This window comes from Pseudomonas sp. FYR_5, assembly GCF_043106315.1.
Taxonomy (GTDB): Bacteria; Pseudomonadota; Gammaproteobacteria; order Pseudomonadales; family Pseudomonadaceae; genus Aquipseudomonas; species Aquipseudomonas putida_Y.
Genome location: NZ_JBICMK010000097.1, coordinates 400,030 through 423,845 on the forward strand (window position 1 = coordinate 400,030; position 23,816 = coordinate 423,845).

The 23,816-nt window shown below is 63.4% G+C and carries 18 protein-coding genes and 1 tRNA gene; 10 read left to right on the plus strand and 9 right to left on the minus strand.

The features are described 5' to 3' along the window. Nucleotides 1-42: 42 nt before the first annotated feature. The gene (locus ACF8RA_RS20555) at nucleotides 43-4,230 is read right to left on the minus strand and encodes an NEL-type E3 ubiquitin ligase domain-containing protein (RefSeq protein ID WP_392519529.1); all 4,188 of its coding nucleotides are present in this window, start codon (nucleotides 4,228-4,230) and stop codon (nucleotides 43-45) included. Nucleotides 4,231-4,434: 204 nt separating this feature from the next. Between ACF8RA_RS20555 and dkgB the strand changes: the two genes are divergently transcribed. The 5 genes from dkgB (at nucleotide 4,435) to ACF8RA_RS20580 (ending at nucleotide 10,004) form a co-directional block, all read left to right on the plus strand. Further along, nucleotides 4,435-5,238 carry a 2,5-didehydrogluconate reductase DkgB gene (dkgB, locus tag ACF8RA_RS20560; protein ID WP_176683907.1) on the plus strand — a complete coding sequence of 268 codons (804 nt, stop codon included), beginning with the start codon at nucleotides 4,435-4,437 and terminating at the stop codon, nucleotides 5,236-5,238. A gap of 20 nt (nucleotides 5,239-5,258) precedes the next feature. Next, entirely contained in the window at nucleotides 5,259-6,431 is a 1,173-nt protein-coding gene (locus ACF8RA_RS20565) for an MFS transporter (RefSeq protein ID WP_370844328.1), read from the plus strand. 240 nt (nucleotides 6,432-6,671) lie between these two features. After that, nucleotides 6,672-7,904 carry an MFS transporter gene (locus ACF8RA_RS20570; protein WP_209964930.1) on the plus strand — a complete coding sequence of 411 codons (1,233 nt, stop codon included), beginning with the start codon at nucleotides 6,672-6,674 and terminating at the stop codon, nucleotides 7,902-7,904. Nucleotides 7,905-7,940: 36 nt separating this feature from the next. Next, on the plus strand, nucleotides 7,941-8,714 hold the full coding sequence (locus tag ACF8RA_RS20575; RefSeq protein WP_176683910.1) for a helix-turn-helix domain-containing protein: 774 nt from the start codon (nucleotides 7,941-7,943) through the stop codon (nucleotides 8,712-8,714). A 141-nt stretch (nucleotides 8,715-8,855) separates the two neighbouring features. Continuing rightward, entirely contained in the window at nucleotides 8,856-10,004 is a 1,149-nt protein-coding gene (locus tag ACF8RA_RS20580) for a carboxypeptidase family protein (protein WP_176683911.1), read from the plus strand. 89 nt (nucleotides 10,005-10,093) lie between these two features. Here ACF8RA_RS20580 and ACF8RA_RS20585 read toward each other — a convergent pair whose 3' ends face one another. The 7 genes from ACF8RA_RS20585 to ACF8RA_RS20615 form a co-directional block, all read right to left on the minus strand. Continuing rightward, nucleotides 10,094-11,065 (minus strand): spore coat U domain-containing protein, encoded by a 972-nt coding sequence (locus ACF8RA_RS20585; protein WP_176683912.1) that lies wholly within the window; start codon nucleotides 11,063-11,065, stop codon nucleotides 10,094-10,096. After that, a complete protein-coding gene (locus tag ACF8RA_RS20590) occupies nucleotides 11,062-13,359 on the minus strand; it encodes a fimbria/pilus outer membrane usher protein (protein ID WP_392460400.1) in 2,298 nt (765 codons plus the stop codon). The genes ACF8RA_RS20585 and ACF8RA_RS20590 overlap by 4 nt, the downstream gene beginning before the upstream one ends. A gap of 108 nt (nucleotides 13,360-13,467) precedes the next feature. Next, entirely contained in the window at nucleotides 13,468-14,244 is a 777-nt protein-coding gene (locus tag ACF8RA_RS20595) for a molecular chaperone (RefSeq protein WP_392519530.1), read from the minus strand. Nucleotides 14,245-14,284: 40 nt separating this feature from the next. Next, nucleotides 14,285-14,788, minus strand: a complete 504-nt coding sequence (locus ACF8RA_RS20600) for a spore coat U domain-containing protein (protein WP_176683914.1) — start codon at nucleotides 14,786-14,788, stop codon at nucleotides 14,285-14,287. A gap of 3 nt (nucleotides 14,789-14,791) precedes the next feature. Then, entirely contained in the window at nucleotides 14,792-15,325 is a 534-nt protein-coding gene (locus ACF8RA_RS20605) for a spore coat U domain-containing protein (protein ID WP_176683915.1), read from the minus strand. An 18-nt stretch (nucleotides 15,326-15,343) separates the two neighbouring features. Continuing rightward, a complete protein-coding gene (locus tag ACF8RA_RS20610; RefSeq protein WP_176683916.1) occupies nucleotides 15,344-15,880 on the minus strand; it encodes a spore coat U domain-containing protein in 537 nt (178 codons plus the stop codon). Nucleotides 15,881-15,910: 30 nt separating this feature from the next. Next, complete coding sequence (locus tag ACF8RA_RS20615; protein ID WP_176683917.1) at nucleotides 15,911-16,438, minus strand: spore coat U domain-containing protein; 528 nt, start codon at nucleotides 16,436-16,438, stop codon at nucleotides 15,911-15,913. Between the two features lie 267 nt (nucleotides 16,439-16,705). Between ACF8RA_RS20615 and ACF8RA_RS20620 the strand changes: the two genes are divergently transcribed. From ACF8RA_RS20620 to ACF8RA_RS20630, 3 genes are read left to right on the plus strand one after another with little or no spacing between them, the layout of a single operon-like run. Beyond that, nucleotides 16,706-18,952 carry an ATP-binding protein gene (locus ACF8RA_RS20620; protein WP_392519531.1) on the plus strand — a complete coding sequence of 749 codons (2,247 nt, stop codon included), beginning with the start codon at nucleotides 16,706-16,708 and terminating at the stop codon, nucleotides 18,950-18,952. A gap of 15 nt (nucleotides 18,953-18,967) precedes the next feature. Further along, nucleotides 18,968-19,429, plus strand: a complete 462-nt coding sequence (locus ACF8RA_RS20625; protein WP_176683919.1) for a response regulator — start codon at nucleotides 18,968-18,970, stop codon at nucleotides 19,427-19,429. Nucleotides 19,430-19,442: 13 nt separating this feature from the next. Further along, a complete protein-coding gene (locus tag ACF8RA_RS20630; RefSeq protein ID WP_392487498.1) occupies nucleotides 19,443-21,830 on the plus strand; it encodes a response regulator in 2,388 nt (795 codons plus the stop codon). A gap of 115 nt (nucleotides 21,831-21,945) precedes the next feature. On the opposite strand, the gene ACF8RA_RS20635 is transcribed toward ACF8RA_RS20630, so the two are convergent. Further along, a tRNA-Gln gene (locus ACF8RA_RS20635) sits at nucleotides 21,946-22,020 on the minus strand. A gap of 259 nt (nucleotides 22,021-22,279) precedes the next feature. Here ACF8RA_RS20635 and ACF8RA_RS20640 point away from each other — a divergent pair. Together ACF8RA_RS20640 and zapE are read left to right on the plus strand one after the other, a co-directional pair. After that, the gene (locus tag ACF8RA_RS20640; protein ID WP_020193386.1) at nucleotides 22,280-22,522 is read left to right on the plus strand and encodes a hypothetical protein; all 243 of its coding nucleotides are present in this window, start codon (nucleotides 22,280-22,282) and stop codon (nucleotides 22,520-22,522) included. Between the two features lie 132 nt (nucleotides 22,523-22,654). Beyond that, nucleotides 22,655-23,725, plus strand: a complete 1,071-nt coding sequence (zapE, locus tag ACF8RA_RS20645) for a cell division protein ZapE (RefSeq protein ID WP_209964907.1) — start codon at nucleotides 22,655-22,657, stop codon at nucleotides 23,723-23,725. Nucleotides 23,726-23,816 lie beyond the last annotated feature (91 nt).

Consider the following 23,816-nt stretch of genomic DNA (forward strand, 5'->3'; position numbering starts at 1 on the left):
CCCGCTCCAGCGAACAGCCCGCCTCTCGGCGGGCTGTTTCGTTCACAGGCCGTGGCGCTGGATTGCCTCACGGCTCAATTCAAGCAAAAGCTGCCGTTTCGCGACCTCACGCGCTGCGCAGATATGCTCGACCAGGGCAAAATAGTCGCCATCGCTCAGCGTTTTCGATTGTTCGAGCAACGCATCCAGGCGCTGCTGAAAAGGCTCGTCCAGGCGGCTGAAGCGCGCCGCCTGCTGCTCGTGCAGATAGTCCTGCCAGAAGGATCGATCTGCCAGCGCCTGAGCCAAGGCTTGTGGCGTTTCCTGCCGCAGCACCTCGCTGCGCGCGGCGTCCAGGTCTTCACGGCCAACGCCGCTGAAACTCTCATACGAAAGATGGCTGGGCTGCACGGGAAGGTCGAGGCTATCCGCCAGCCTGACGCGATAGGTCAGGTAAACCTCAACGGGATCGTTCGAAAAGTAATCCGCAATATGCCGCGCGGCAATTGCGTTGACTTTGTCCAGGCGGAACAACGAACGCCCCAGCCTGACCAGCGCCCGCTCCTTCTGTAACCCGGTACCGGCTGTACCGGCCTTGGCGACCAGCGCGCCAACCTCCAGCTCGCTGAGCGTCAGCAGTAACTCGTCGCTGCAACTGCGCGGCCGGGCAACTTGCTCGAACAGGCTCGCGCGTACTTCAGCGTGCTGCTCGCAGGCTTCGAGGATATGCCACACCCGCGCCTGAAGGTCGCGGGGTTGTGCGTCGTATTCACGCAGGGCGCGTAAATCAGAGAAAAAGCGGAACAGATCCTGCGCCCCGGCTTCCTGGCTCAAGCGGTTCCAGCGCGCCAATCGCACCTCGCGCTGGGCTGGCGTGAACCCTGAAAACCAAGGGGCTGCAGCGTTCGGGATCGAAGAGGCATGAGCCGCACGCCGACGCTCAGCCGCCCCGGCTGACGCCCTGGCCAACTGCAAGCGCTGCAGGGTTTCGTCCGAGAGCGGATTGTCGTGCAGCTCCAGTCCCCGCAACAAGCGCAGCGGCACTAGAGACAACGCTTCAGGCAGCGTCTGGATCTGGTTGTCACGCATGTCCAGCAACTCCAGATTACCGTGCCTGGCCAGATCAGCGGGCAGTTCGCCCAGCCCGGTGTTGCGCAAGGACAGCCGGCGCAGCAGGGGGAAAGACGCCAAGGGTGGCAGCAGGCCGACCGGGTTACCGTTGAGCTCCAGACGGCGCAGCTCCACAAGCTGGCTCAAACGCAGGTTATCTTCGCTGGAAAGCACGATCTGGTTGCCGCCAAGGCGCAGGTTTTTCAATTCGGTCAGTTGCTCGATACCTGCAGGAAGGCGAGTCAGCCGGTTGTTCCGCAAGTCCAGGTTGCGCACCTTGCTGAAGCGACCAAGAAAGCCCGCATCAAGGCTCGTCAGCTGCATATCGCGCAGGGTCAGGTGCGTGATGTGGTCGAAACTCACATTATCAGGCAAGGCCGGCAATTCACCCACTCGCTCACCCACGAGGGTCAGGTGGTAGTCACCCGCCACCTCCCCAGGGGTAAAGCGCTGCCAGCTTGCCGTAATGCGCCTGGCAACCTTGATACGACGCAGGCGGCGGACAATGTTCAGCCCTGCGTCATTTCGCCAGGCTTGCAATGCCTGCTTGAGGCTGACCTTGGCCTGTAGCAGTTGGCTGACATGGTTCCACGGGTCCACCCCCCGCTGCGCCAGGTCTTGCAGGTAGACCTCCAGCTGCTCACTGCTCATCACCGGATACACGTGGTTCAACGTGCGGCGCAGTGCCTGGCGGGTCCCTGTCAGGTGGCCACTGAGCGGGTAGCCCAAACGCCCATCGAACAACCGCACAGGAGGGCGAATCCCCTGCCCCACACGGGCCAGCCCAATCATCCGGGCCGCCGACTCACGGTCTGCGAGTGCCTCACGCCCAAGCCGCTCACCCAGTGCGTCATCCGTCATCTGGCTCATACCAAGCAACTGTCGCTGGCGGCTGTCCAGCTGCCGCCTCAACGTCTGCAGCAACCCACCCCTGCCCGCGGCAGGCAGCTCAACGTTGACCCCAGCCGACCAAGGGGCGATGGCTTCGATCAGGCCCAACGCGAGCTTACCGGTATCGGCATTTTCTGCGGCGGCCTGGCGCAACCCTGCGCAGGCACGGTCTATCCGGCTGTCGCGTATTGCCCAGCGTGCACGCTCCGCCAAGGCCAAGGGCACCCGGCCTGCACCCGTCAGGCTCTCCATCTCGACGCTGCTGGCCCCCTCGACGATTTCCCGTGCGCAGCGATGGGAAAGGCCCGGGAAGTCTCGCATCAATACGCGGTCCGCTGCTTGCGGGCTGATCTGTCGCTCGTTGAAGACCTCCTCGAAAGCGTCACCCCGCAACGTCGGAAAATCACGGTGCAATTGCTGGCGTTCGATGGCATCGAGCAAGCGTGCCGGCGGGGGCGAATTCTCCAACAGCAAGCGGCGCAGGCAGTCAGCCTCGAAGCCGGTGGTCTGCAGCGCTACAGATACCGCCTCATCGGGCACCTGCGCCGTGCGGCTGGCAAGGCGACGTACCAGGTAGGCGGGGTCATGCCAGCGCTGCGGTTGCTCGAACTCATGCACCCATCCTCCGGCACCATTGTGCTCAAGCGCCGGTGAATACGCCCCTGGCCTTGATGGGTGATGAATACGCCATGCGCCGTCGTCCCCTTCGCTCACCTCATAGACAGCATCGTGCAGGCGCCTCAGCGAACGGCCAGTTTCATTCACGGCCTGTCCTACCATCAGATCGACGCCCTCACGTTGATAACCCGACAAGGACGGATCACACAGGCGCAACTGGCCATCGCCCAGGCTTACCGGCACCATGGCATCCACCCGCGCCACTCGCTGTGCCAGCTTGCCAAGAGCCGCCGTCCCGGCCGTCGTCACCGCCGCTATCACGACCGTGTCGGCCACGTTGAACAGGTGGCCCAATGCGGCGTCGCGATCACCCAACTGCCAATCCTGGTAGCCTTCGTACACCTCACCCGCCAGTTGCACCACCGTAAGCCCCAGCAGGGCCTGCCCCAACACAGGCACAAACAGCGCTGCCAGGCCTGCCACGCTCAACCCCAAGTCCAGATAGCCCTGCAAACGTGCGCGGCGGTCGGCGATATCCTCATCCTCTGTCGATACCGCCAATACCCGCGCGTCATCCAGCATTTTGTCGATCCGGGCTTGGCGCAGCGCGGCGAACACGTCACCCTCGATCGCAAAACAGCGGCCATCCAGCTCAAGCGGAAGAACAGTGTTGCCTTGGTTGAGCAGCGCGTTCAGCGCCGCGCAGAAGGCGACGCGATCGCGCTCTGCGACGAAGCGCTGGAAGTACCGCCGATACGCCTCATTACGCAAGCGTATGCCAAGGGTCATGTACAGTAGCTCCCAGTGGGTGTGCCAACTCACCGGGGCATACGGGTCCTCAGGCAACCACGCAATAACGCCAAGCAGGCGGCCGTTCTGACGCACTTCGATCATCAGTGCGCCAATGACCTTCTTACCCAGCAGCCTCAGGGTGTGACACTTCAACACGGTGTTGTCGGCTGGCAGAAAAGACCCTGTGCCCACCACCTGGTTGATCCACTGACAGGTCTGCTCATCGATTTCACCCTTGATCCTTGCGGCGATTGCAGCAAGCGCCAGGTTCGCGCTCATCGCCTCCTCCAGGGTGCTCTCGACGGCCACCCCCTCGCCTTCAAGCTTCGATTGCAAATGGCGTTGATAACGCCTGCCGATATCAATGTCTCTGCAAAGACGGACAAAGGCTTGCGCACTGAGTGGCAGCAGGTGCCCACTTGCAGTGACCAACTGCGACCCGGCCGCGAACCAGCCAGGCTGCATTTCCTTTTCGTGGAAGTTGTGCAGTGCCGCCGAGAGCAGCGTCTGGGTGCTGACAAGTCGTGTTGAAGTGCTTGGTAAAGCAGGCGATATCGACGGTTTTGGCAGCAGGGTCACCAGCCTGAGCTGGGCCTGCCGCAGGTCAACCCGCTTGATCGAATGGGCCTCAAGTGCTCTTTTGAGCAACGACTCGGCGAACTCATCCAAGGGGGTTATGGCCCCTAACCAGGCGTCTACTTGATCCTGCGCCCGCTGTTGGCGTAAAGCAGCGGCGCGCAGCCCTGTCAGCTCTTGGGCAGACGCGCGCTTGAGCCAGCCTGGCAACTGACGGGCAATCAGCGCATCGATGGAATCGGCAGGTATTACGGAAGGGATCATGGGCAGCCTCAACGCTTGATAAAAAAGCGCTAGCTGAACAAGGTTCCAAGCCCCTCTGGCCCTATTTATGTAGTGAATGCACAGCTTGAAAATGTATTTGTGCCTACAGGTCAAATGACTTTGGCGCCGTAGCGGCTTATTCGCTGCCGTTCAAACCTGCACACTGGGCACCACATGATCCTCCCCCTATTCAGGAGCAACCCCATGAGCGTTCCTTCCTTCGGCCTCGGCACCTTCCGCCTCACCGGCCAAACCGTCATCGACTCGGTCAAGTCTGCCCTGGCAGTCGGCTACCGCGTCATCGATACCGCCCAGATCTACAAGAACGAAGCCGAAGTCGGCCAGGCCATCGCCGAAAGCGGCGTGCCGCGCAGCGAGCTGTTCATCACCACCAAGATCTGGGTCGACAACTACGCCGCCGACAAGCTGATCCCCAGCCTGCGTGACAGCTTGCAGAAACTGCGCACCGACTACGTCGACCTGCTGCTGATCCACTGGCCAGCGCCGGGCAACGGCGTAGAACTGCCCGAGTACATGAAGGCCCTGGCCGACGCCAAGCAGCAAGGCCTGGCTCGCCAGATCGGCGTTTCCAACTTCAACATCGAGCTGACCAGGCAGGCCATTGCCGTGGTCGGCAAAGGGGAAATCGCCACCAACCAGATCGAGCTCAGCCCCTATCTGCAGAACAGCAAGCTGACCGCGTTCCTCAAGGAACAAGGGATCACCGTGACCTCGTACATGACCCTGGCCTACGGCAAAGTGCTGAAAGACCCGGTACTGGCCCAGATCGCCGCCAAGCACAAGGCTACCGTCGCCCAGGTTGCCCTGGCCTGGGCCCTGCAACTGGGCTATGCCGTGATCCCGTCGTCGACCAAGCGTGAAAACCTGGCCAGCAACCTGCTTGCCCGTGGCCTGAAGCTGGACAGTGATGACATGGCACGCATCGCCGAGCTGGAGCGCAATGGCCGCGAGGTCAGCCCTGACGGCCTGGCGCCAACCTGGGACTGACACCGATGACTGCTCAAACAATGAGACCCGGCCGCGTGCTCTTCGCGTTGGCCATTGGTGCCTTTGGCATCGGTACTACCGAGTTCACCCCGATGGGGCTACTGCCGGTCATCGCCCAGGGCGTGGAGGTGAGCATCCCCAGCGCCGGCATGCTGATCACCGCTTATGCCATTGGCGTGATGGTCGGCGCGCCGATCATGACCCTGCTGTTCAGCCGTTTCGGGAAGCGCGCTGCGCTGATGGCGCTGATGGCCATCTTCACCCTTGGCAACCTGCTGTCGTCGCTGTCGCCGGACTACTATACCCTGCTCGCTTCGCGACTGGTCACCAGCCTCAACCATGGTGCGTTCTTCGGCCTGGGAGCCGTGGTGGCAGCCAGCGTGGTGCCCAAGGAGAAACAGGCCAGCGCCGTGGCCACCATGTTCATGGGCCTGACCATCGCCAACATCGGCGGCGTGCCGGCCGCCACCTGGATCGGCCAGCAGATTGGCTGGCGCATGGCATTTGCCGGCACCGCCGTACTCGGCCTGCTGGCCATGGCCGCACTGTGGTACGCCCTGCCCAAGGGTGAACGCGGCAGCGTGCCGCATGTGCGCAAGGAACTGGCGGTCATTGCCCGCCCCAGCGTGTTGCTGGCAATGGCCACCACCGTGCTCGGTGCCGGCGCCATGTTCACCTTGTACACCTACGTGGCGCCGGTGCTGGCCGAACTGACCGGCGCCTCGGACAGCTTCGTAACCTTGGGGCTGGTACTGATCGGGGTTGGCTTCACCCTTGGCAACAGCCTGGGTGGCCGCCTGGCCGACTGGTCGCTGGATGGCGCGGCGAAGATCTTCCTCGCCGTGCTGGCGCTGATCATGCTGGCGATGCCCCTGGTACTGGGTAGCCACATCGGCGCCGCCATCGCCCTGCTGGTCTGGGGCATGTTCACCTTCGCCGTGGTACCGCCGCTGCAAATGCGTGTAATGACTGCCGCCATCGAGGCGCCAGGCCTGGCATCGTCGATCAACGTGGGTGCGTTCAACCTGGGTAACGCCGTGGGCGCGGCGCTGGGCGGTGCGGTTATCAGCCTGAACCTGGGCTACGCCGCCGTGCCAATGGCCGGAGGTGTGCTGGCGGCTGCGGGGCTGTTGCTGGTATGGCTGGGCGGGCGCAGCAAGGTCGCCGGCAAGACCGCAGCCGATATGGCCTGAAGGCAATCACCTGCAGGAGCGGCCCATCGCGACACCAGGCCGTTCCTGCACACGGGCCGCGCCTGATTTCCTCACGCTGTAATGATGGAATACCGGGCGCCTCCGCTCTCTTGCCAGGCAGTGGGCACGGATGCCCGAAACGCGACATTGGCTGCCTGTTCGGCGTGAGACAGGCCACCTGGGCACTGGATAACCTGCTGCGGCAACGCCTTGCTCCCTTGCCATAGAAGAACCTTGCCCATGACAACCTCCGCCGCCTCCATAGCCGCCGCCACGCCTGCCGACCAGCCTCAGGGCTTTGTCGTGCGCATCGTCGGTGCGGCTGCATTCGCCCACCTGCTCAACGACCTGATTCAAGCCGTACTGCCGTCGATTTACCCCATGCTGAAAAGCGATTTCGCGCTGAGCTTCGCCCAGATCGGCTGGATCGCCTTGGTGTATCAGGTGACTGCTTCCCTGCTGCAACCTTGGGTCGGCATGTTCACCGACAAGCACCCACAACCCTACCTGCTGCCTGCCGGCATGTTGGTGACGCTGGTGGGCATCGCCCTGCTCGCCTTTGCCGGCAGCTATGAAATGCTGCTGGTGGCTGCCGCCGTGGTCGGCGTGGGTTCGGCCACCTTCCACCCAGAGGCCTCGCGGGTGGCCAGAATGGCCTCCGGCGGGCGCTTCGGCACCGCGCAATCAACCTTCCAGGTCGGCGGTAATACCGGCTCGGCCCTCGGCCCGCTGCTCACCGCTGCCATCATCATTCCGCACGGGCAACCGGCCATTGCCTGGTTCATGCTGGCCGCTGCGCTGGCTGTTCTGGTGCTGCTGCGGGTGACGGGCTGGAGCGTGCGCCACGGCCAGGCCCGGCTCAAGAGCTTCGCGGGCCAACAGGCCCCTGGCCTGTCGCGGGGTGCCATGTGGCGCGCGGTGGTGGTGATCGCCGTGCTGATGTTCGCCAAGTTCGTCTACATCGCTTCGTTCACCAACTTCTTCACCTTCTACCTGATCGAGCATTTCGGCCTGAGTGTGCAGCACAGCCAGCTGTACCTGTTCGTGTTCCTCGCAGCCGTTGCGCTGGGCACCTTTGCCGGTGGCCCGGTGGGTGATCGCATCGGGCGCAAGGCCGTGATCTGGGTCTCGTTCCTCGGCGTGGCGCCCTTCGCCCTGGCCCTGCCCCATGCCGACCTCGCCTGGACAGCCGTACTGGCGGTGGCCATCGGCCTGGTGATGTCCTCGGCATTCGCTGCCCTGGTGGTGTATGCCCAAGAGGCGGTGCCAGGCCGGGTCGGCATGGTTTCGGGGGTGATGTTCGGGCTGATGTTCGGCATCAGCGGCGTGGGTGCAGCCGGCCTGGGCACACTGGCCGACCAGCATGGCATCGAATGGGTGTACCAAGCCATCGCGTTCCTGCCGCTGCTCGGGTTGGCCACCGCCTTGCTGCCGGCCACCCGCTCGCGGGCCCGCCCTGGCCGTTGCTGCTAAAGTGGCGCTGCCAGGCTGCTCCGATATGAGGTCACGATGGTAAAGCCGCAGCGTGAATTGTTGGTGGAGGTCGATGAGTGGACCTGGGAAGTGGGTAGCCGTGCGACAGACTACCCAAGCGACTGGTTCATCGAGCCCCATAGCCATACCAAGCATCAACTGATCTATGCCATCAAAGGCCTGATGATCGTCGAGTCCGGCAACGAATGCTGGACGGTGCCACCCAGCCGCGGCGTGTGGATGCCTTGCGGCCAGGTACATGCCATTCGCTGTGTCGGCGACGTGAAGATGCGCAGTGTGTTCGTGCGCATCGACGCGGCAACGGGCCTGCCCCTGCAGAGCAAGGCCATCAGCATCTCGCCCTTGCTCAGCGAACTGATCAAGGCCTCGGTGGGGTTCACCGCACCGTTTGCCGAGGACTCGCGCGAAACCCGGGTCATGCGCCTGATCCTCGACGAAATCTGCGTACTGCCGACCTTGCCGCTGAAGCTGTCGCAGCCCAGCGACCAGCGCCTGCGGGTGATCTGCACGGCGTTGCATGAACGGCCCGAGGATAACGCCACGGTTGCCGACTGGGGCCTGCGACTGGGGGTGGACGAAAAGACCATCCAGCGGTTGTTCCGCAAGGAAACCGGCATGACCTTCGGCCAGTGGCGCCAGCAGGCGCGGCTGATGCAGGCACTGGAGCGGATTGCCCTGGGCGAGCGAATCATCGATGTGGCGGGGGCCTTGGGCTATGACAGCCCAAGTGCCTTCGCCAGCATGTTCAAGCGTCAGTTCGGTACCACGCCCAGTCAGTTCTTCAAATAACCTGAAGTCCACACATTTGCTGGCACTGGCCCGCGGCATACGGGCTGTCCGCTGACGGCTCGCCCTGCCTGTTCTTGCACAGCATCCCCACCAAGCCGTATACAGTACCCCTACAACAATGCCCGCAAAGGAGCCCGGCACATGACCGTGACGCTGTCCCCCCTGCAGATCGACTGCGATTTCGACTCCGGCAACATACAGGTACTGGATGCCAGCAACCCGGCCCAGGTACACCTGGCCATTCGTCCGGACACCCACAGCGGCCACTACCAGTGGTTCCACTTCAAGGTCAGCGGGCTCACACCGGGGCAGGTCCATCGCTTCAGCCTGGACAACGCTTCCGGCTCCTCGTACAAGAACGCGTGGAGCGGCTACAACGCTGTGGCCAGCTACGACCAGCAGCGCTGGTTCCGTGTGCCAAGCCAGTTCGACGGTACGGCGCTATCGTTCGAGGTCAAGGCTGAACAGGACCAGATCTGGTTCGCCTACTTCGAGCCCTACCCGCGGGCCCGCCACAACCAGCTGATCGAACGTGCCTGCCAACTCCCGGGGGTCGAGTTGCTGGCCAGCGGCCGCAGTATCCAGGGCCGCGATATCCCCCTGCTGCGGGCAGGTGACGGTGCCGAAGGCAAGCGCAAGCTGTGGCTGATTGCCCAGCAGCACCCGGGCGAGCACATGGCCGAATGGTTCATGGAAGGCGTGATCGACCGCCTGCAGGCCAACGACGCGGTGATCCAGCAATTGCTGGCCAAGGCCGACCTTTACCTGATCCCCAACATGAACCCCGACGGCGCCTTCCTCGGCCACCTGCGCACCAACTTCAAGGGCAAGGACCTTAACCGTGCCTGGCAGGACGCCAGCGTCGAATTCAGCCCGGAAGTGCTCTTTGCACAGGCGCAGATGAAGCAGTACGGTGTGGATGCCTTCATCGACGTGCACGGTGACGAGGAGATCCCGCACGTGTTCACGGCCGCATGCGAGGGCAACCCGGGCTACACCCCTCGGCTGGCCAAGCTCGAAGAGCAGTTCCGTAACACCTTGTGCAGCCTGACCCGCGACTTCCAGACGGTGCATGGCTATACCCGTGACGAACCCGGACAGGCGAACACGACGCTGGCCTGCAATGCGGTGGGCATGGCACATGACTGCCTGTCGCTGACGCTGGAGATGCCGTTCAAGGACCATGACGACGCACCCGATGCCGTCACCGGGTGGTCGGGGGCGCGTTCGAAGGCACTGGCCGGAGCGGTGCTGGAGACCCTGGCAAGCATGGTAGGCGATTTGCGCTGAACCTCGCCTTGCGCAGCCCCTGCAGGAGCAGCACGTCGCGACACACGGCGGCTCCTTCAGGGGTATGAACCGCCGGAAGGACGACAGGTTCAGAATTGCACATCCAGTATCACACTGTCGGTATAGGTCGCAGCCGGCGGTGTCGCCTGATCGGTATAGACCTTGGCGTTGTAGTTGAACACCTGGCTACCCGTGCCGGTACCTACGCCGGGGTTGATGTCGGCATCCGTACTGGAACGCCTGGCAGCCCCTGACGCCCCCCAGCGCACGGTCCCGGCACTTTTGAAAATGTCATAGGCCAGGTAGTTGTTGGCCGAAGACTTCATCCGCCGCCGCCCACCCGACACGTTCTGCCCGTCATCCAGCCCTACCGTGTAGCTGCTGCCCTTGGTGCATGACACGTTTATGCCCTGGCTCACCGTGCCGAACCCCGCCACCACCGGTGCACTGGCGAAGCTGATGTCAGGCGTGGTGATCTGGCAATCGTTGGTCACCGTCAGGCTCACGTTCAAGAGCTGGCTACCCGAACCGATGTCGCGCCCAAGGCATATCCCTAACGCGCCAATCCCCGAACAATAATCCCAGCTCCAGGCCACGGTCAGGGCCTCTTGATACAACCCGGCCGCGACATTGCTGCCAATCTGGGTGCGCAGGTAGATCGGCACCGCCTTGGGTGTGGTACCGCCGAGCAGCCCCAGCAAGTCGAGGATGCCGTTGCGGGCGAAGTCGTAGGCCACACCGCGGGTAATCGGGTAGCGGGTGGTGTTGTCGGCATACAGCGTGTAGGGAATGACATCGCCTGTCGGGCCGATCAGCCCACCCGAGGCGGGCGTGATCGTGGCGTAGAAATGATCACCACTGCTGAGCAAGGTCAGCAGCGAACCGGTGCACTGCAACCCGGAGTTGAGGCTGGAAGCCGTCTGTACCGTGTTGCGAACCTGCGTTGAATTAAGGCTGCCAAACGCTGCCGGCAACGTGGCCACCGACGAACAAAGCGCCAAGGCCGTGCCACTCGGCAACAGCAGCACGCTCGCCACCAGGCCCCGCCGCCAGGCGCTCATCGGCACACCAGCGGACCAATCAGAGGGATCGAGCCTTGCGCTTCGGGCAGGTCAAACGCCACTTCGCAATGCCCACCCCCTTCAAGCGCCACCTGAAGGCGGTTATGCGACGACAGGTTCTCCAGGTACACCAACCCGTCCCACCCCACCACCGCCTGGGTGCCGCTCTCTGCGTGGGTGACACGGCTACCCAGTTTGAGCACCTGCTGGTTGCCATCCACCAATTCGACACTGGCCGCCATGACCCGCTTGAGGGGGAATTCCAGCAAGTAGCCACTGCCCCGTCGCACCGCTACACGCTGCTCAACGTCCGGCGCGAGGACATCCGGTGGCAGGTTCATGGGATCGATCTCGTACTTGCCCCGGTAGTAACCGCTGCTGTAAGGCACCAGCAAGTGCCCCTTGGCATCGGTACGGCCGATTTCCTGGTTTTCATAACGCACCGGTACATCCGCGTAACCTGCGGTGCTGACCACCACGAAGGCATCATCGATACGGTTGGCAGCGAACACGCCGGCATCCATCCACACCAGAGAACCACTGGCGTCGGCCCAGCGGGTCATCTCACCGCTGCTGCCATACACACCGGCCTGCAGTTGCACCGATTGCAGGCGCCAGGTGACGTCGGCCTGGCGATAGGCATCACGGTCGCTGCCTGCGGCATAGCCCAGGTTGTAACCGACGCCGACACCGGCTGGCACCGCACGGCTGTAGTTGACCCGTTGCAGGGTCTCGCCTTCATTGCTGCGTTCCATGCTCAGCGCCAGGGTGCCGTGCAGGTCGAACGGGATCACCAATTGCGCCTGCACCGCCCACTGGCTGTCACCCACTTCACGGTTGGCCGACAGGTACACACTGCTGCTGCCCCACAGTGGCTTGCTGTAGCTCAGGTTGATCAACCGGGTACGCGTACCGTCACCGGCGCGCACGTCGAAGTAGCCAGCGCCAATGCTGCCGTACTCGTTCAGGTTGACACTGAGGGTGACCTGTTCGCTGCTTTTGCTCAGTTGCATGTCCGGGGAGCCCACCCGACTCAGGTCGGCATAGTCGCCATGGCGTTGCAGGCGCTGGTAACCGAAGCCGATGCGCTGGCTGTTGTACTGGTAGCCAAGGGCGACCTGATGGCCCTTGTCGCCCTCGAACCGGCTTTGCGCCAAGGCAGCGTTGAGCACGCCAAAGTTGCCCATGCGCATGTTGCCGCCCAGCCCACCCAGCATCAGCGACTCAGCCGTTTCGGCGTGGGTTTCCAGGGTGAAGATGTCACTGAGCCCATAGCGCAAGCTGCCCGAGGCAATACCCGGCCCATAGCTGAAATCGCGTACGCCATAATCACGGCGCAGGCTGCCGGCGGCCACCGAGTAGTCCGACAGGCCCTTCTGCAGCAAGCTGCTGGTGACATAGAACGGCAAGGTGGTCGACACCTGCCGGCCAAGGGCATCAGTGGTGACCACCACCGCTTCCCCGGCACCGTTGATGAACGGCACGTTGGTCAGGGTGTACGGCCCTGGCTGCAGTTCAGTGGTACTGGACTTGAAACCGTTGATGAACAGGTCGAGCGACGTGGGCACCGCCGCTTCGCCGGCGAACGCAGGCAAGGGGTAAGTGACAAGATCCGGGCGCGCAGCGAAGTCGCGTGACAGCTGCACTCCGCCCACTCGCACCGAGCTGCTCCAGGGCAAGGCGCCCGTCACGAAGTCACCGGCTTCGTAGGTCAGCAGGCGCTGCTCGTCGGTAAAGCGCCAGGTGGTGTCGTAACGCATGAAGCCTCGGCGCGTATCGTCCGCCTGTGCGCCATTGAAAGACTGGCGCCACTGGCCGGTACTGGAGAAGGTACCCCAGCTGTCGAACAGGCGCAGCTCGTTCCAGGCGGCCAGGTAGGTGCCGCCTTCATCGGTGTCGTTGAGATACAGGTCATAGTTGAACAAGGCGCCGAAGCTGCTGCGCGCATCGCTGGCCGGGTAAAGGTTGCGATCACCCACTTGCTGTTCTGGCAACCAGGCTGGCGGCACCTGCAGCAGCAGGCGCTGGTTCTGACTGTCGTAGTCGGTGTGCAGCCCCGCGATGCTGTCCAGGGCCACCTCCCCCTGGGGGTTGCCCGGCAGCGAGACGCCAGCTGCACGCAATACGTCGCTGTCCAGGTACAAGCGCCCGGCCCGCTGCTGCACCGGTATCAGTTCAACCCTGGGCATCTGGTTCACCACCAGATCGAGGTAAAGGGTGGCCTCGGCGATGGCGGACATCTCCGTGGGCGGTGGGGGCAAGTCGTCGGCCAGCACCAGCGCGGGGCTGACCATGGCCAACCCCAGGCACCAGCGGCACGTCGTCGCCGGAAGCCATTTCACACACGGTTTCCAACCATTGCCGGGTCCTCCCTGGCCCCTGCACTTCATTCAGCCGTTGGCTCATTGGCCTTGGCGGATGGTGTCCGCCGAGCGCTGACCATTGACCCTGCCCTTGAGCACGCTGACGCTGCCGGATGCCACGGGCGCCGGCCAGCGCATGCTTGCCCCCGGCAGCACATAGCCCAGCAGGCCTTCAGCCAGTGGCTTGCTTTGGCGGCCTTGCTGCACGACCACATCGGTCAGCCGCGCATGTACCGGGCCCGTGTTACGCAGTTCAATGTAGGGCTTGCCTTGCACCGTCACCGGGCGCCAACTGAGCTGCGGCTTGCCCACCCCCTCGGCGTTGCGTTTGCCTTCAGGGTCGGCCTTGCCCCACAGCCCCTCGCCATAGACAAACAGCGGCACCGAATAGCGCATCTGCAAACGAATGGCCGCCGTCGCGCCAGGCTCAGCCTTGTCGACCGGGATGGCGGGCGGAATCTCGTCGATGATGATGCGGTAGGCCTGCTCCTGGCCGGCGGGTGAAGGGCCGGTACGGGTCAGGCGGATCAACTGCTTCTGCCCGGGAGCGATGTTGGCGACCGGCGGGCTGCCGATAATCTCGCGCTGCGCCTGGAACTGCTCCTTATAATCACCCTGACGCCAGGCGAATACCCGCACCTGCAGGTTTGCCGGTGCAGTGCCACGGTTTTCCAGCCACAACGCACCTGCCTTCTGGTCGGCCTCCAGCACCGGGTCGATCGGCCAGATCAGCACCGAAGTGGCCGCCCAGGCCGGCAGGCTTGCCAGCGACAACAATCCAGTCAATCCACGCGTCCACTTCGCGCCTGCCCACATGCAGCTCTCCTTAGACACTTGTCATGGGTGGCACTGGCAGTTACCAGGTCACCGTCACTTGCACCACATCGGTGTAAGTCCCTGCCGGCTGCGTGCCGGTCAGTTGGACTCGCCCGTAGACCGGTAGCTTGATCGCCGTCGGGTCGGAATAGCTCACCGCCACGCTCTGGCCGATGCCCAAAGCCTGGGTATAGGCCGCGTCCCGGTACAACTGGTAGGCCAGCACTTGCGCACCACTGGTGCGCTTCAGGTTGCGTGTGCCACTGGCACTGTTTTGCCCGCCGTCCAGGCTCATGCTCATGGCCACGCCCGGCGTGCACTGGAACGTCACGGTAGACCCCCCCAGGGATGTGCTGAGCAGCCCCGTGGACAGCGCCGACTGCGAGCCATAATCGAGCGTGCCGTAACTGGTGACACCGCCTACCACCAGGCACCCGGCGACAACCTGCGCCGTCACCGTGAAGGTACTGGTGGTCACTGCCCCCAACGGGGCGGTCAACAACATGCTGACGCCAGTCAGGCCTCCTGCCAGCCAGCCGCGCATGGATCAGAACGACAGCTCGACCGAGATCGTGTCGCTGTAGACCCCGGCAGGCAGGCCCGCCTTGCCGACGGCCTTGCCGTAAAGGTTGACCGTTTGAGCGGCGCCGGTACTGGTCGGCAGGGTGATGGTGTCGTCGACCGCCAGCAACGCCGTACGCCCAGCGTCGGTATAGAGGTCATACGGTACAAAGTTGCCAGAACCATCGGCGAGCGCTCGGGTGCCACCGCTCGACTGGCCATCATGCAGGCCTGCACTCACTTTGATCACAGGCACCGTACCTGCAGAGCACAGGATGCTCATGGCGGCTCCCCCGCCTCCCAGCACCTGGGCATCGGCGGTGGCGAACAAGGCATCCTGGGTACCGAAGTCCAAGGCACCGAAGTCAAGCCCCGACGTGCCCGACGAGCCATTGACCTGGCACGCCGCAGTCAGCGTCAGGGTCGAGCTGATACTCCCCGTAACCGTGGCCGCCTGGGCCTGGGAAGCCAACGCCAGGCCCAGGCCTGCGAGGACGCAATATGAAAGGTTCGTTCGCATCGGAGTCTCCTTGCGTGGTTACCAGTCCAGGGTCACTCTGAGGGTGTCGCGGTAAAGCCCGGCCGGTAGCGCTCGTGGTTGCGCCACTACCACACCGTAGATGGGAATCGGTACTTGCTGGCTGCTGCTGATGGTGAAGGCCCGTGCCTGGCCGACGCCGTAGCGGCTGTTGCCGCCTGGGTCGACCGCCAACTGGTATGGAATCAGTTCACGGCCGTTGCTCAGGCGGCGTATGCCATCGTCGCCATTGAGGCCACCATTGATACGCACGTTGAAGGCCCGAACTTCAGGCGTGCAACTGATCTGCAAGCTGCCCTCACCGCCCACTTCGTCCACTTGGCTGCGCAACGGCTGGTCCCAGTTCGGACCGCGCTCGCCAAAGTCCATTACGCCTGGGTCACCCAGCACAGCCGGTTGCGTCTCGTTGCTGCTGATCTGGCAAGACGCGCTGATCACCAGCCGTGCCTGGATGAAACCGGTGGTGCTGCCATGCACCGCACCGCCGGGGATCAGCAGCGGGCCGAGGGTGAGCAACAGGATCGAAGTGCGGCTCATGGCATGGCGTCCTTGTGCATGGTGGCGTCACTACCAGGTAACGGTGACTTTGAGCAGGTCGGCGTAAGCCCCTGCTTCCGGCACCCAGGCCAATTTGTCGATACGTGCGTACAGCGGCAATTCAACCGAACCACTGCCCGGCACACGCGCCGACAGGGCTACCCCCACCGCCAGCGGCTCACGCCAGGCAGCGTCACGGTACAAGCGATAAGGAATGGGCCGCGCCAGGCGGTCGTGGCTGGCCAGATAGCGCAGCTCGCCGACGCCACCATGCTGGCCACCATCGACGCGCACCTGATAGGGCGTATCCGGGTTGCACTCGAGCCGCGGCGGGCGCTGGCTCAGCAGCACGCCGCTCAAGGGCGCACCAGGGCCATCCAGGCGCGCCGTCGCACCTAGGTCGATTCGCCCCAGGGCCTGGGCTCCCGCATCGCGGGGCTGGTTGACCAGCATGCAGCCACGTTGCACCAGCACCCGAACTTCCACGAGAAAATCCGCAGCCACGGTACTGCCGCTGAACAACAGGCCGAACAGCGCGGCCAGCATGCGCTCCGCCACCTTGTTATCCTTGTCGAGGTGTCTTGAACTGAGCGTAGCAGCGAGGCAGTGCAGCCGAAGTAGCGCTAAGCCATTTTTTTGTATTAGCGACAAAGCGATACCGTGGTAGCAAAAAAAGCCTGTGTCGCACAGAACCCGCGGCCAACCCGTGCCTCCAATGGCCAGGAGCCGGTAAATTCACCGGGATTCTGTTAGGGTGAATCGTACTCGTCCTGCGCCAGACACCTGTGCCGTACACGGACGGACATGACAGGAGCTTTTTCAATCATGACTGCAGACAACTCACTGGCAGACGCCATGGAGCGCTGTGCCCAGGAACCGATCCAGGTTCCGGGCAGCATCCAGCCTCACGGCTTTCTGCTGGTGCTGGATGCCACCGACCTGTGCGTGCTGCAGGCCAGTGAAAATGTCGAGCACTGGTTGGGCTTGCCAGCCCGTGAACTGATCGGTTGTCACTTCTCCGACCTGGTTCACGATGGCTTTGACCTGCACGCACACCTCTCACGGCTTCCCGAAGATGAGGTCTTCCCATTCCACATTGGCGACGTGTGCTTGCGCCAGGGCGCACCCGTCAGTGCCCTGCTGCATGTGCTGGTCCATTGCCACGACCAGGTGCTGATTGCCGAGTTCGAACCACCCCGCCTGCCAGCAGACCTGGCCGGGCAAGGTGACTATTACCCGTTGGTCCGCAGCTTTGTCGCCAGTCTGCAACTGGCCAGCAGTATCGAAGACCTGTTGCAGCAAACGGTGTTGCAGCTCAAGCGCATCACCGGCTTCGGGCGGGTCAAGGCCTACCGTTTCGATGCCGAAGGCAATGGCCAGGTGCTGGCCGAGGTAGCCGACCCGGGCTACCCCAGCTACGCAGGCCTGTGCTTCCCGGCTGCAGACATCCCGCGCCAGGCGCGCGAGCTGTACCGGGTCAACCGTATCCGCGTGATCGAAGATGCCAACTATCAGCCCTCGCCGCTGCTGCCCGCAACCAACCCGCGCACCGGCAAGGCGCTGGACATGAGTTTCGCTGTACTGCGCAGCGTGTCGCCCGTGCACCTGCAGTACATGCGCAACATGGGCACGCTGGCCTCGATGTCACTGTCGATCGTGGTCGACGGCGAGCTGTGGGGGCTGATTTCCTGCCACCATCAGCAGCCACGCCCGGTGGACCTGCGCACCCGCACGGCCTGCGAGCTGTTGGCCAGCGTGCTGTCGTTGCAGATAGAGTCCCGCGAGTCCCATGCCAGCACGCGCAAGCTGTTGGCGCTGCGCCAGCACATCGTACGCATGATCTCGTCCATGGCCGACCACGACAGCGTCAGTGACGGCTTGCGCGACCTGCCCCACGTGCTGCTGGCCTTCGCCGACGCCCAGGGCGCAGCAGTGATCTCGGCCGAGCGCTGCGACCTGATCGGCCAGACCCCGCCCGAGGCCCAGGTGACGGCGCTGGTGCACTGGCTCGGCCAACGTGACGAAGACAGCGTGTTCCATAGCGACAACCTGCGCCGTGACATCACTGAGCTGCCCGAGCTGGCAAAGCATGCTGGCGGGGTGCTGGCAGTGGCCATCTCGCAGATCCACTCGCACTACCTGCTGTGGTTCCGCCCCGAGCAGATACGCACGGTCAACTGGGCCGGCCAGCCGACCAAGCAGGTCGGGCCACAGGGCAACCTCGACCCACGGCACAGCTTTGAACGCTGGCAGGAAGAACTGCGCGGCTATTGCCAGGCGTGGGACCCACTGGTGATCGAGGGCGTGATGGAGCTGCGCACCGCTGTGCTGGGCATTGTCCTGCGCAAGGCCGAAGAACTGGCACAGCTGGCTGGCGAGTTGCGCCGTTCCAACAAGGAGCTCGAAGCGTTTTCCTACAGTGTTTCCCACGACCTGCGCGCACCGCTTCGGCACATCGCCGGCTATACCGAACTGCTTGGCGAAATCGAAGGCGAGGGCCTGAGCGAACGCGGCAAGCGCTTCCTGCAGCATATCGGTGAAGCGGCGCACTTTGCCGGCAGCCTGGTCGACAACCTGCTCAACTTCTCGCAGATGGGCCGCTCGGCCTTGCGCCTGTCCGACGTCGACCTCAACGCCTTGGTCGAGGCCATTCGCAGCGAGCTGGCACCCGATTACGAAGGCCGCGCAATCGTTTGGGACATCGCCCCGCTGCCCAAGGTGATCGGCGACCCGGCATTCATCAACATGGCCTTGCACAACCTGATAGCCAATGCCATCAAGTACACCCGCGGCCGCCACCCTGCTCGCATCGGCATCAGTGCCGTACAGCACCCTGACGAAACCGAGGTCTGCATCCGCGACAATGGCGTGGGCTTCGACATGGCCTACGCCAACAAGCTGTTCGGCGTCTTCCAGCGCCTGCACCGCATGGAAGATTTCGAAGGCACCGGCATTGGCCTGGCGAGCGTACGCCGCATCATCGAGCGCCATGATGGTCGAGTCTGGGCCACTGGCCAGGTCGACCAGGGCGCCAGCTTCCACTTCACCCTACCCCGAAACACTGCTACCTGAGGCATCGCTACCATCATGCTCAAGCCCATTCTGCTGGTCGAAGACAACCCCCGAGACCTGGAGCTGACCCTGCTGGCCCTGGAGCGCAGCCAGTTGGCCAACGAGGTCATCGTGCTGCGTGACGGCGCCGATGCGCTCGACTACTTGCTGCGCCGCAACGCCTATGCCAAACGCGACGACGGCAACCCTGCCGTGCTGCTACTCGACCTGAAACTGCCCAAGGTCGACGGCCTGGAAGTGCTCAAGGAAGTGCGCGCCACTGCCGAACTGCGCAGCATCCCCACCGTGATGCTGACCTCCTCGCGCGAAGAGCCCGACCTGTTGCGTGCCTACGAGCTGGGGGTAAACGCTTATGTGGTCAAACCGGTGGAGTTCAAGGAATTCGTCGCCGCCATCTCCGACCTCGGAGTATTCTGGGCAGTGCTAAACGAACCGCCACCCGGCTCACTGCGACTGAACCGTCGCGGTAGCAACTGAGGCCGCCGCGACGATGCAGCAAACGCCGTTGAAACTACTGATGGTAGAAGACAGCTCGATGGACGCCGAGCTTACCCTGATGCGCCTGGAGCGCAGCGGGCTGCATGTACAGTCGCAGCTGGTGTTCGACCATGCGGGTGTCGAACATGCCCTGCGCCAAGCCCGCTACGACCTGATCTTGTGTGATTGCGTACTACCAGGCTCGTCCGGCACCGAAGTGCTGGCCATCGCCCAACGCCTGGCACCCGACATCCCGTTCATATTCCTGTCCGGCATTTACGGTGAAGAGCACGCGGTGGAAATGATCCGCCTGGGCGCGACCGACTATGTGTTGAAGAAGAACCTGCCACTGCTGCCCAAAGCCGTGCGCCGAGCCCTGAGCGAAGTGCAGGAACGCCAGCGCCGTCGCCGCGCCGAAGAGGCCTTGGCGGACGTCGAAGCACGTGCTCGCATTGCCATCGACGCTGCCGGCATGGGCACCTGGGACCTGCGCCCGCAAGAGGGCCTGCTGCTGTGGGATGACCGCTGCAAGACCTTGTTCGGCCTGCCCACCAGCACCGAAATGAGCCTTGAAGTGTTCTACGCCGGCATCTACCCCGACGACCTGCCACTGGTGCGCGAGGCGGTGGAACATGCCATGCGCCCGGAAAGTGACGGTCATTACCGCGTGGAGTTTCGGATCGCCCAACCCAATGGCCTGGAGCCACGCTGGCTGCTGAGCAGCGGCCAGACCCAGTTCGTCGATGATCAGTGCGTTCGCTTCTCAGGCGTACTGCAGGACATCCACGCGCAACGCCAGGCCACCCAGGCGCTGCGTCAGCTGAACGAGATGCTCGGCGAGCGGGTCGAGCGCCGTACCCGCGAACGCGACCGCGCCTGGGAGCTGTCGCAAGATTTGCTCGCCGTGCTGAACAAAGACCTGACCCCGGTCGCACTGAACCCCGCCTGGGAAGCCAGCCTGGGTTTCTCACGCGAACGCCTGAGCCAGTCGTCCTTGCTGCACCTGCTGCCTGAGCAGGACCAGGAACAGTTACTCACCGAACTGGCCGCCCTGTCCCATGGCCGCACCAGCGCACGCTTTGTCGGTCGCATCCTGCATGCCGGCGGCCAACAGCGCTGGCTGTCGTGGGTGGTGGTGCCGGAGGACACCCTGCTGTACGTGGTGGCACGCGACATCACCAGCGAGCGCGAAGCCGCCCTGGGCCTGGCAGATGCCAACGCCCGGTTGCGCGAACAGATCAACGAGCGCGAGCGCATCGAGGCCGCTCTGCAGCAGATGCAGCGGCTGGAAGCGGTCGGGCAACTGACGGCTGGCGTGGCGCATGACTTCAATAACCTGCTGACAGTTATACTCACCGGTGCCAGCTTTCTGGAGCGCGATCTGGCCAAGGCCGACCTGGACAAGGCCCGCACTCGCCTCACCCATATCCGCGAAGCGGGCGAGCGTGGTGCCAAGCTGACCTCGCAGTTGCTGGCCTTCTCCCGCCGCCAGCGTCTGGAGCCGGTGCCGCTGAACCTCAACCGTACCCTGGCCGGCCTGGAAGAACTGCTGCGCCGCACCCTGGGTGGCAACGTCTCGGTGCGTCTGGACCTTGACCTGGCCCTGTGGCAGGCACTGACCGACCCCACCCAGACCGAGATGATCATCCTCAACCTGGCGATCAATGCCCGCGACGCCATGCCCAACGGCGGCCAGCTGACCCTGACAACACGCAACACCCATATCGACAAGCGCCCGCAACGCCCGGAAGACCCGGACCCGGGCGAGTACGTGATGCTGAGCATCCGCGATACGGGTTGCGGCATGAGCGAAGAGGTGCTGGCCAAGGTTTTCGAGCCTTTCTTTACCACCAAGGACATCGGTAAAGGCTCGGGCCTGGGCCTGGCCCAGGTATTCGGCTTCGCCAAGCAGTCCGGTGGCGGCGTGCGCATCGACACCACACTCGGTCGCGGTACCGAAGTGGCGGTATACCTGCCAGCGGTAAAAGAGGAGATGGTGAACGAACCCGTGGCAGCCGCGCTCAGTCAGTCGATCAGCGAAAGCGGCCATAACCGCACGGTGCTACTGGTGGACGACGACCACCTGGTGCGCGACATGCTTGGCGATGTGTTACGCCAATACGGCTACCAGGTGCGCCAGGCGCACAGCGGCGAGCAGGCATTGGCCTTGCTGGATGACGATATTGACCTGCTGCTGACTGATTTCGCCATGCCCGAGTTCAACGGCGCACAACTGGCGCTGGCGGCCCGCGAACGGTACCCCCACGTGCCGGTGGTGTTTCTTACAGGTTATGCGGAGTTGCAGGGGCTGGAACTGCCGGGCAGCCTGGTGATCCAGAAGCCGGTGCAGGCTGATGAACTGGCCAGGGCGCTGAACGAAATGCTGGGGATTGCCGGGTAATCCGGTACGGCACGAACCGCGCTCAGGAGGCGCGGTGGCGCGCAAAACCACACAAACGCGAAAACCCAGCGCTCATCTTCCTGGCACTGGGTGAAGTACGTTTGAATCTGAAAAATGGCAGGGGCGGCTGGATTCGAACCAACGCATGGCAGGATCAAAACCTGCTGCCTTACCGCTTGGCGACGCCCCTGTATCGGATGCAGCGTTTGCTGCCCTGACAATTCCAAGTGAGTGACAACTGGGTTGTTGTCTTGGAATGCGCGGCACTTTAACAACAAACTTTCGGTCTGTGAACCCCCCTGATAAAAAAAATTGCCAAAAAACAGCGAGTTAGTCATTTCGGCTCTGGTGCAGCGACCGTCCGTCGGTTTCCGCCTGCCTCGCTTCAACACAATCGCATTCCGCACTTCCAATCAGATAAGCCCATTGCATTGACCAAGGAGGACCCCATGCCTGTCTCTCACGACCTCTACCAGGACCTGCACTACCCGCGTGAAATCGTCCAGCAGCGCCGCCAGCAGGACAAGGCGCTGGACCGCCTGCTGGACGAATACGTGGACATCGACAACCAGGTGCTGGCTGCCGAATCGATTTCGGCCGGTAACTTCGTCGACGAAGACCTGCGCCACCTCAAGGAGCGTCGCCTGGCGGTGAAGTACATGATCGAGCGCCAGCTGGAGCGCAAGGCATAGCCCGTACAGGTACAACAGGCGGTCAGACCTATCGCAAGAAGTGATGATTGCCCGGCACTTTCTCTATTAGTCAAAATGGCCGCCCTCGGGCAAGCTGCAGGCTGCCCCACCATCGCCCAAGGAGCGTTGCTTTTGTCTGCCTGGATCCCTACCCCGCTGCGCCAGCTTGGCCAACGGTTGCGCGGCACCGCCAATCAACAGAGCGAGCTGCTCGGCTGGTTCGAGGACAAGGCGCACAGCCGCGGTTATCAGCTGAGTGACGGTCAGCGGCGGGTAATCCACTGCATGGCCGAACAACTGAAGCAGCTTGAACAGGGCCAACCGCGCAGCCTGTACCTGTACGGCTCGGTCGGCCGTGGTAAAAGCTGGCTGCTCGATGGCTTTTTCCAGGCCGTGCCGATAGCCGCCAAGCTGCGCCTGCACTTTCATGACTTCTTTGCCCGCCTGCATCTGGGCATGCATCGCCACCGGGCGTTGGACGACGCGCTGGGCGCAACGCTGGACGAACTGGTGGGCGGCTGCCGGGTGCTGTGCTTCGACGAATTCCATGTGCATGACATAGGCGATGCCATGCTGCTCACCCGGCTGTTCAACGCCTTGTTCGCCCGTGGCGTGTACCTGCTGGTGACCTCTAACTATGCGCCCGAAGGGCTGTTGCCCAACCCGCTGTATCACGAGCGTTTTCTGCCGGTCATTCGCCTGATCAACAGCTCGATGCAAGTGCTCGAAGTCGGTGGCGACACTGATTTTCGCAGCTTGCCGGCCAACCGCGAGCATCAGCGTTTTACCCAGGGCCATTATGTCTGGCCGGGTGATGCGGCGCAGCGCCAGGCGCTGAACGTGCCGAACGAGCAACCGGTGATACTGGACGTGAACAAGCGCCCGCTGCGGGCGCTGGCCGTCGATGGCCGGCGGGTGGTGCTTGGCTTTGACGATCTGTGCGAGAAGGCCACCGCGGTCATCGACTACCTGGTGCTGGCCAGGGACTATGACGAGTGGGTGATCGATGGGCTGGATGACCTCTCGGAGTGTTCGCTTGCGGCTCAGCAGCGCTTCGTCAACCTGGTGGATGTGCTGTATGACCAGGATCGGCGGGTGGTCGTGATCGGTAAACGACCGCTGGAAGAGAGCCTGGGCGGCCCACTGGCCGACCTGATGCGTACCCGCAGCCGGTTGGGGCAACTGCACCAGATTGCCCCCTGAGACTGCAGTGCCTGAACCGGCCCTTTCGCGGGTAAACCCGCTCCTACGACGGCCTGCGCCCAATCACCAATGTGTGTCCCCCCCCGATAGG

Bases quoted from the DNA above. Each gene is read 5' to 3' on its own strand.
- ACF8RA_RS20555 (WP_392519529.1), bottom strand. From the start codon at position 4,230: ATGATCCCTTCCGTAATACCTGCCGATTCCATCGATGCGCTGATTGCC.
- ACF8RA_RS20585 (WP_176683912.1), bottom strand. From the start codon at position 11,065: ATGAGCGCCTGGCGGCGGGGCCTGGTGGCGAGCGTGCTGCTGTTGCCG.
- ACF8RA_RS20605 (WP_176683915.1), bottom strand. From the start codon at position 15,325: ATGCGAACGAACCTTTCATATTGCGTCCTCGCAGGCCTGGGCCTGGCG.
- ACF8RA_RS20590 (WP_392460400.1), bottom strand. From the start codon at position 13,359: ATGGTCAGCCCCGCGCTGGTGCTGGCCGACGACTTGCCCCCACCGCCC.
- dkgB (WP_176683907.1), top strand. From the start codon at position 4,435: ATGAGCGTTCCTTCCTTCGGCCTCGGCACCTTCCGCCTCACCGGCCAA.
- ACF8RA_RS20620 (WP_392519531.1), top strand. From the start codon at position 16,706: ATGACTGCAGACAACTCACTGGCAGACGCCATGGAGCGCTGTGCCCAG.
- ACF8RA_RS20610 (WP_176683916.1), bottom strand. From the start codon at position 15,880: ATGAGCCGCACTTCGATCCTGTTGCTCACCCTCGGCCCGCTGCTGATC.
- ACF8RA_RS20640 (WP_020193386.1), top strand. From the start codon at position 22,280: ATGCCTGTCTCTCACGACCTCTACCAGGACCTGCACTACCCGCGTGAA.
- ACF8RA_RS20565 (WP_370844328.1), top strand. From the start codon at position 5,259: ATGAGACCCGGCCGCGTGCTCTTCGCGTTGGCCATTGGTGCCTTTGGC.
- ACF8RA_RS20595 (WP_392519530.1), bottom strand. From the start codon at position 14,244: ATGTGGGCAGGCGCGAAGTGGACGCGTGGATTGACTGGATTGTTGTCG.
- ACF8RA_RS20575 (WP_176683910.1), top strand. From the start codon at position 7,941: ATGGTAAAGCCGCAGCGTGAATTGTTGGTGGAGGTCGATGAGTGGACC.
- ACF8RA_RS20600 (WP_176683914.1), bottom strand. From the start codon at position 14,788: ATGCGCGGCTGGCTGGCAGGAGGCCTGACTGGCGTCAGCATGTTGTTG.
- ACF8RA_RS20580 (WP_176683911.1), top strand. From the start codon at position 8,856: ATGACCGTGACGCTGTCCCCCCTGCAGATCGACTGCGATTTCGACTCC.
- ACF8RA_RS20625 (WP_176683919.1), top strand. From the start codon at position 18,968: ATGCTCAAGCCCATTCTGCTGGTCGAAGACAACCCCCGAGACCTGGAG.
- ACF8RA_RS20630 (WP_392487498.1), top strand. From the start codon at position 19,443: ATGCAGCAAACGCCGTTGAAACTACTGATGGTAGAAGACAGCTCGATG.
- ACF8RA_RS20570 (WP_209964930.1), top strand. From the start codon at position 6,672: ATGACAACCTCCGCCGCCTCCATAGCCGCCGCCACGCCTGCCGACCAG.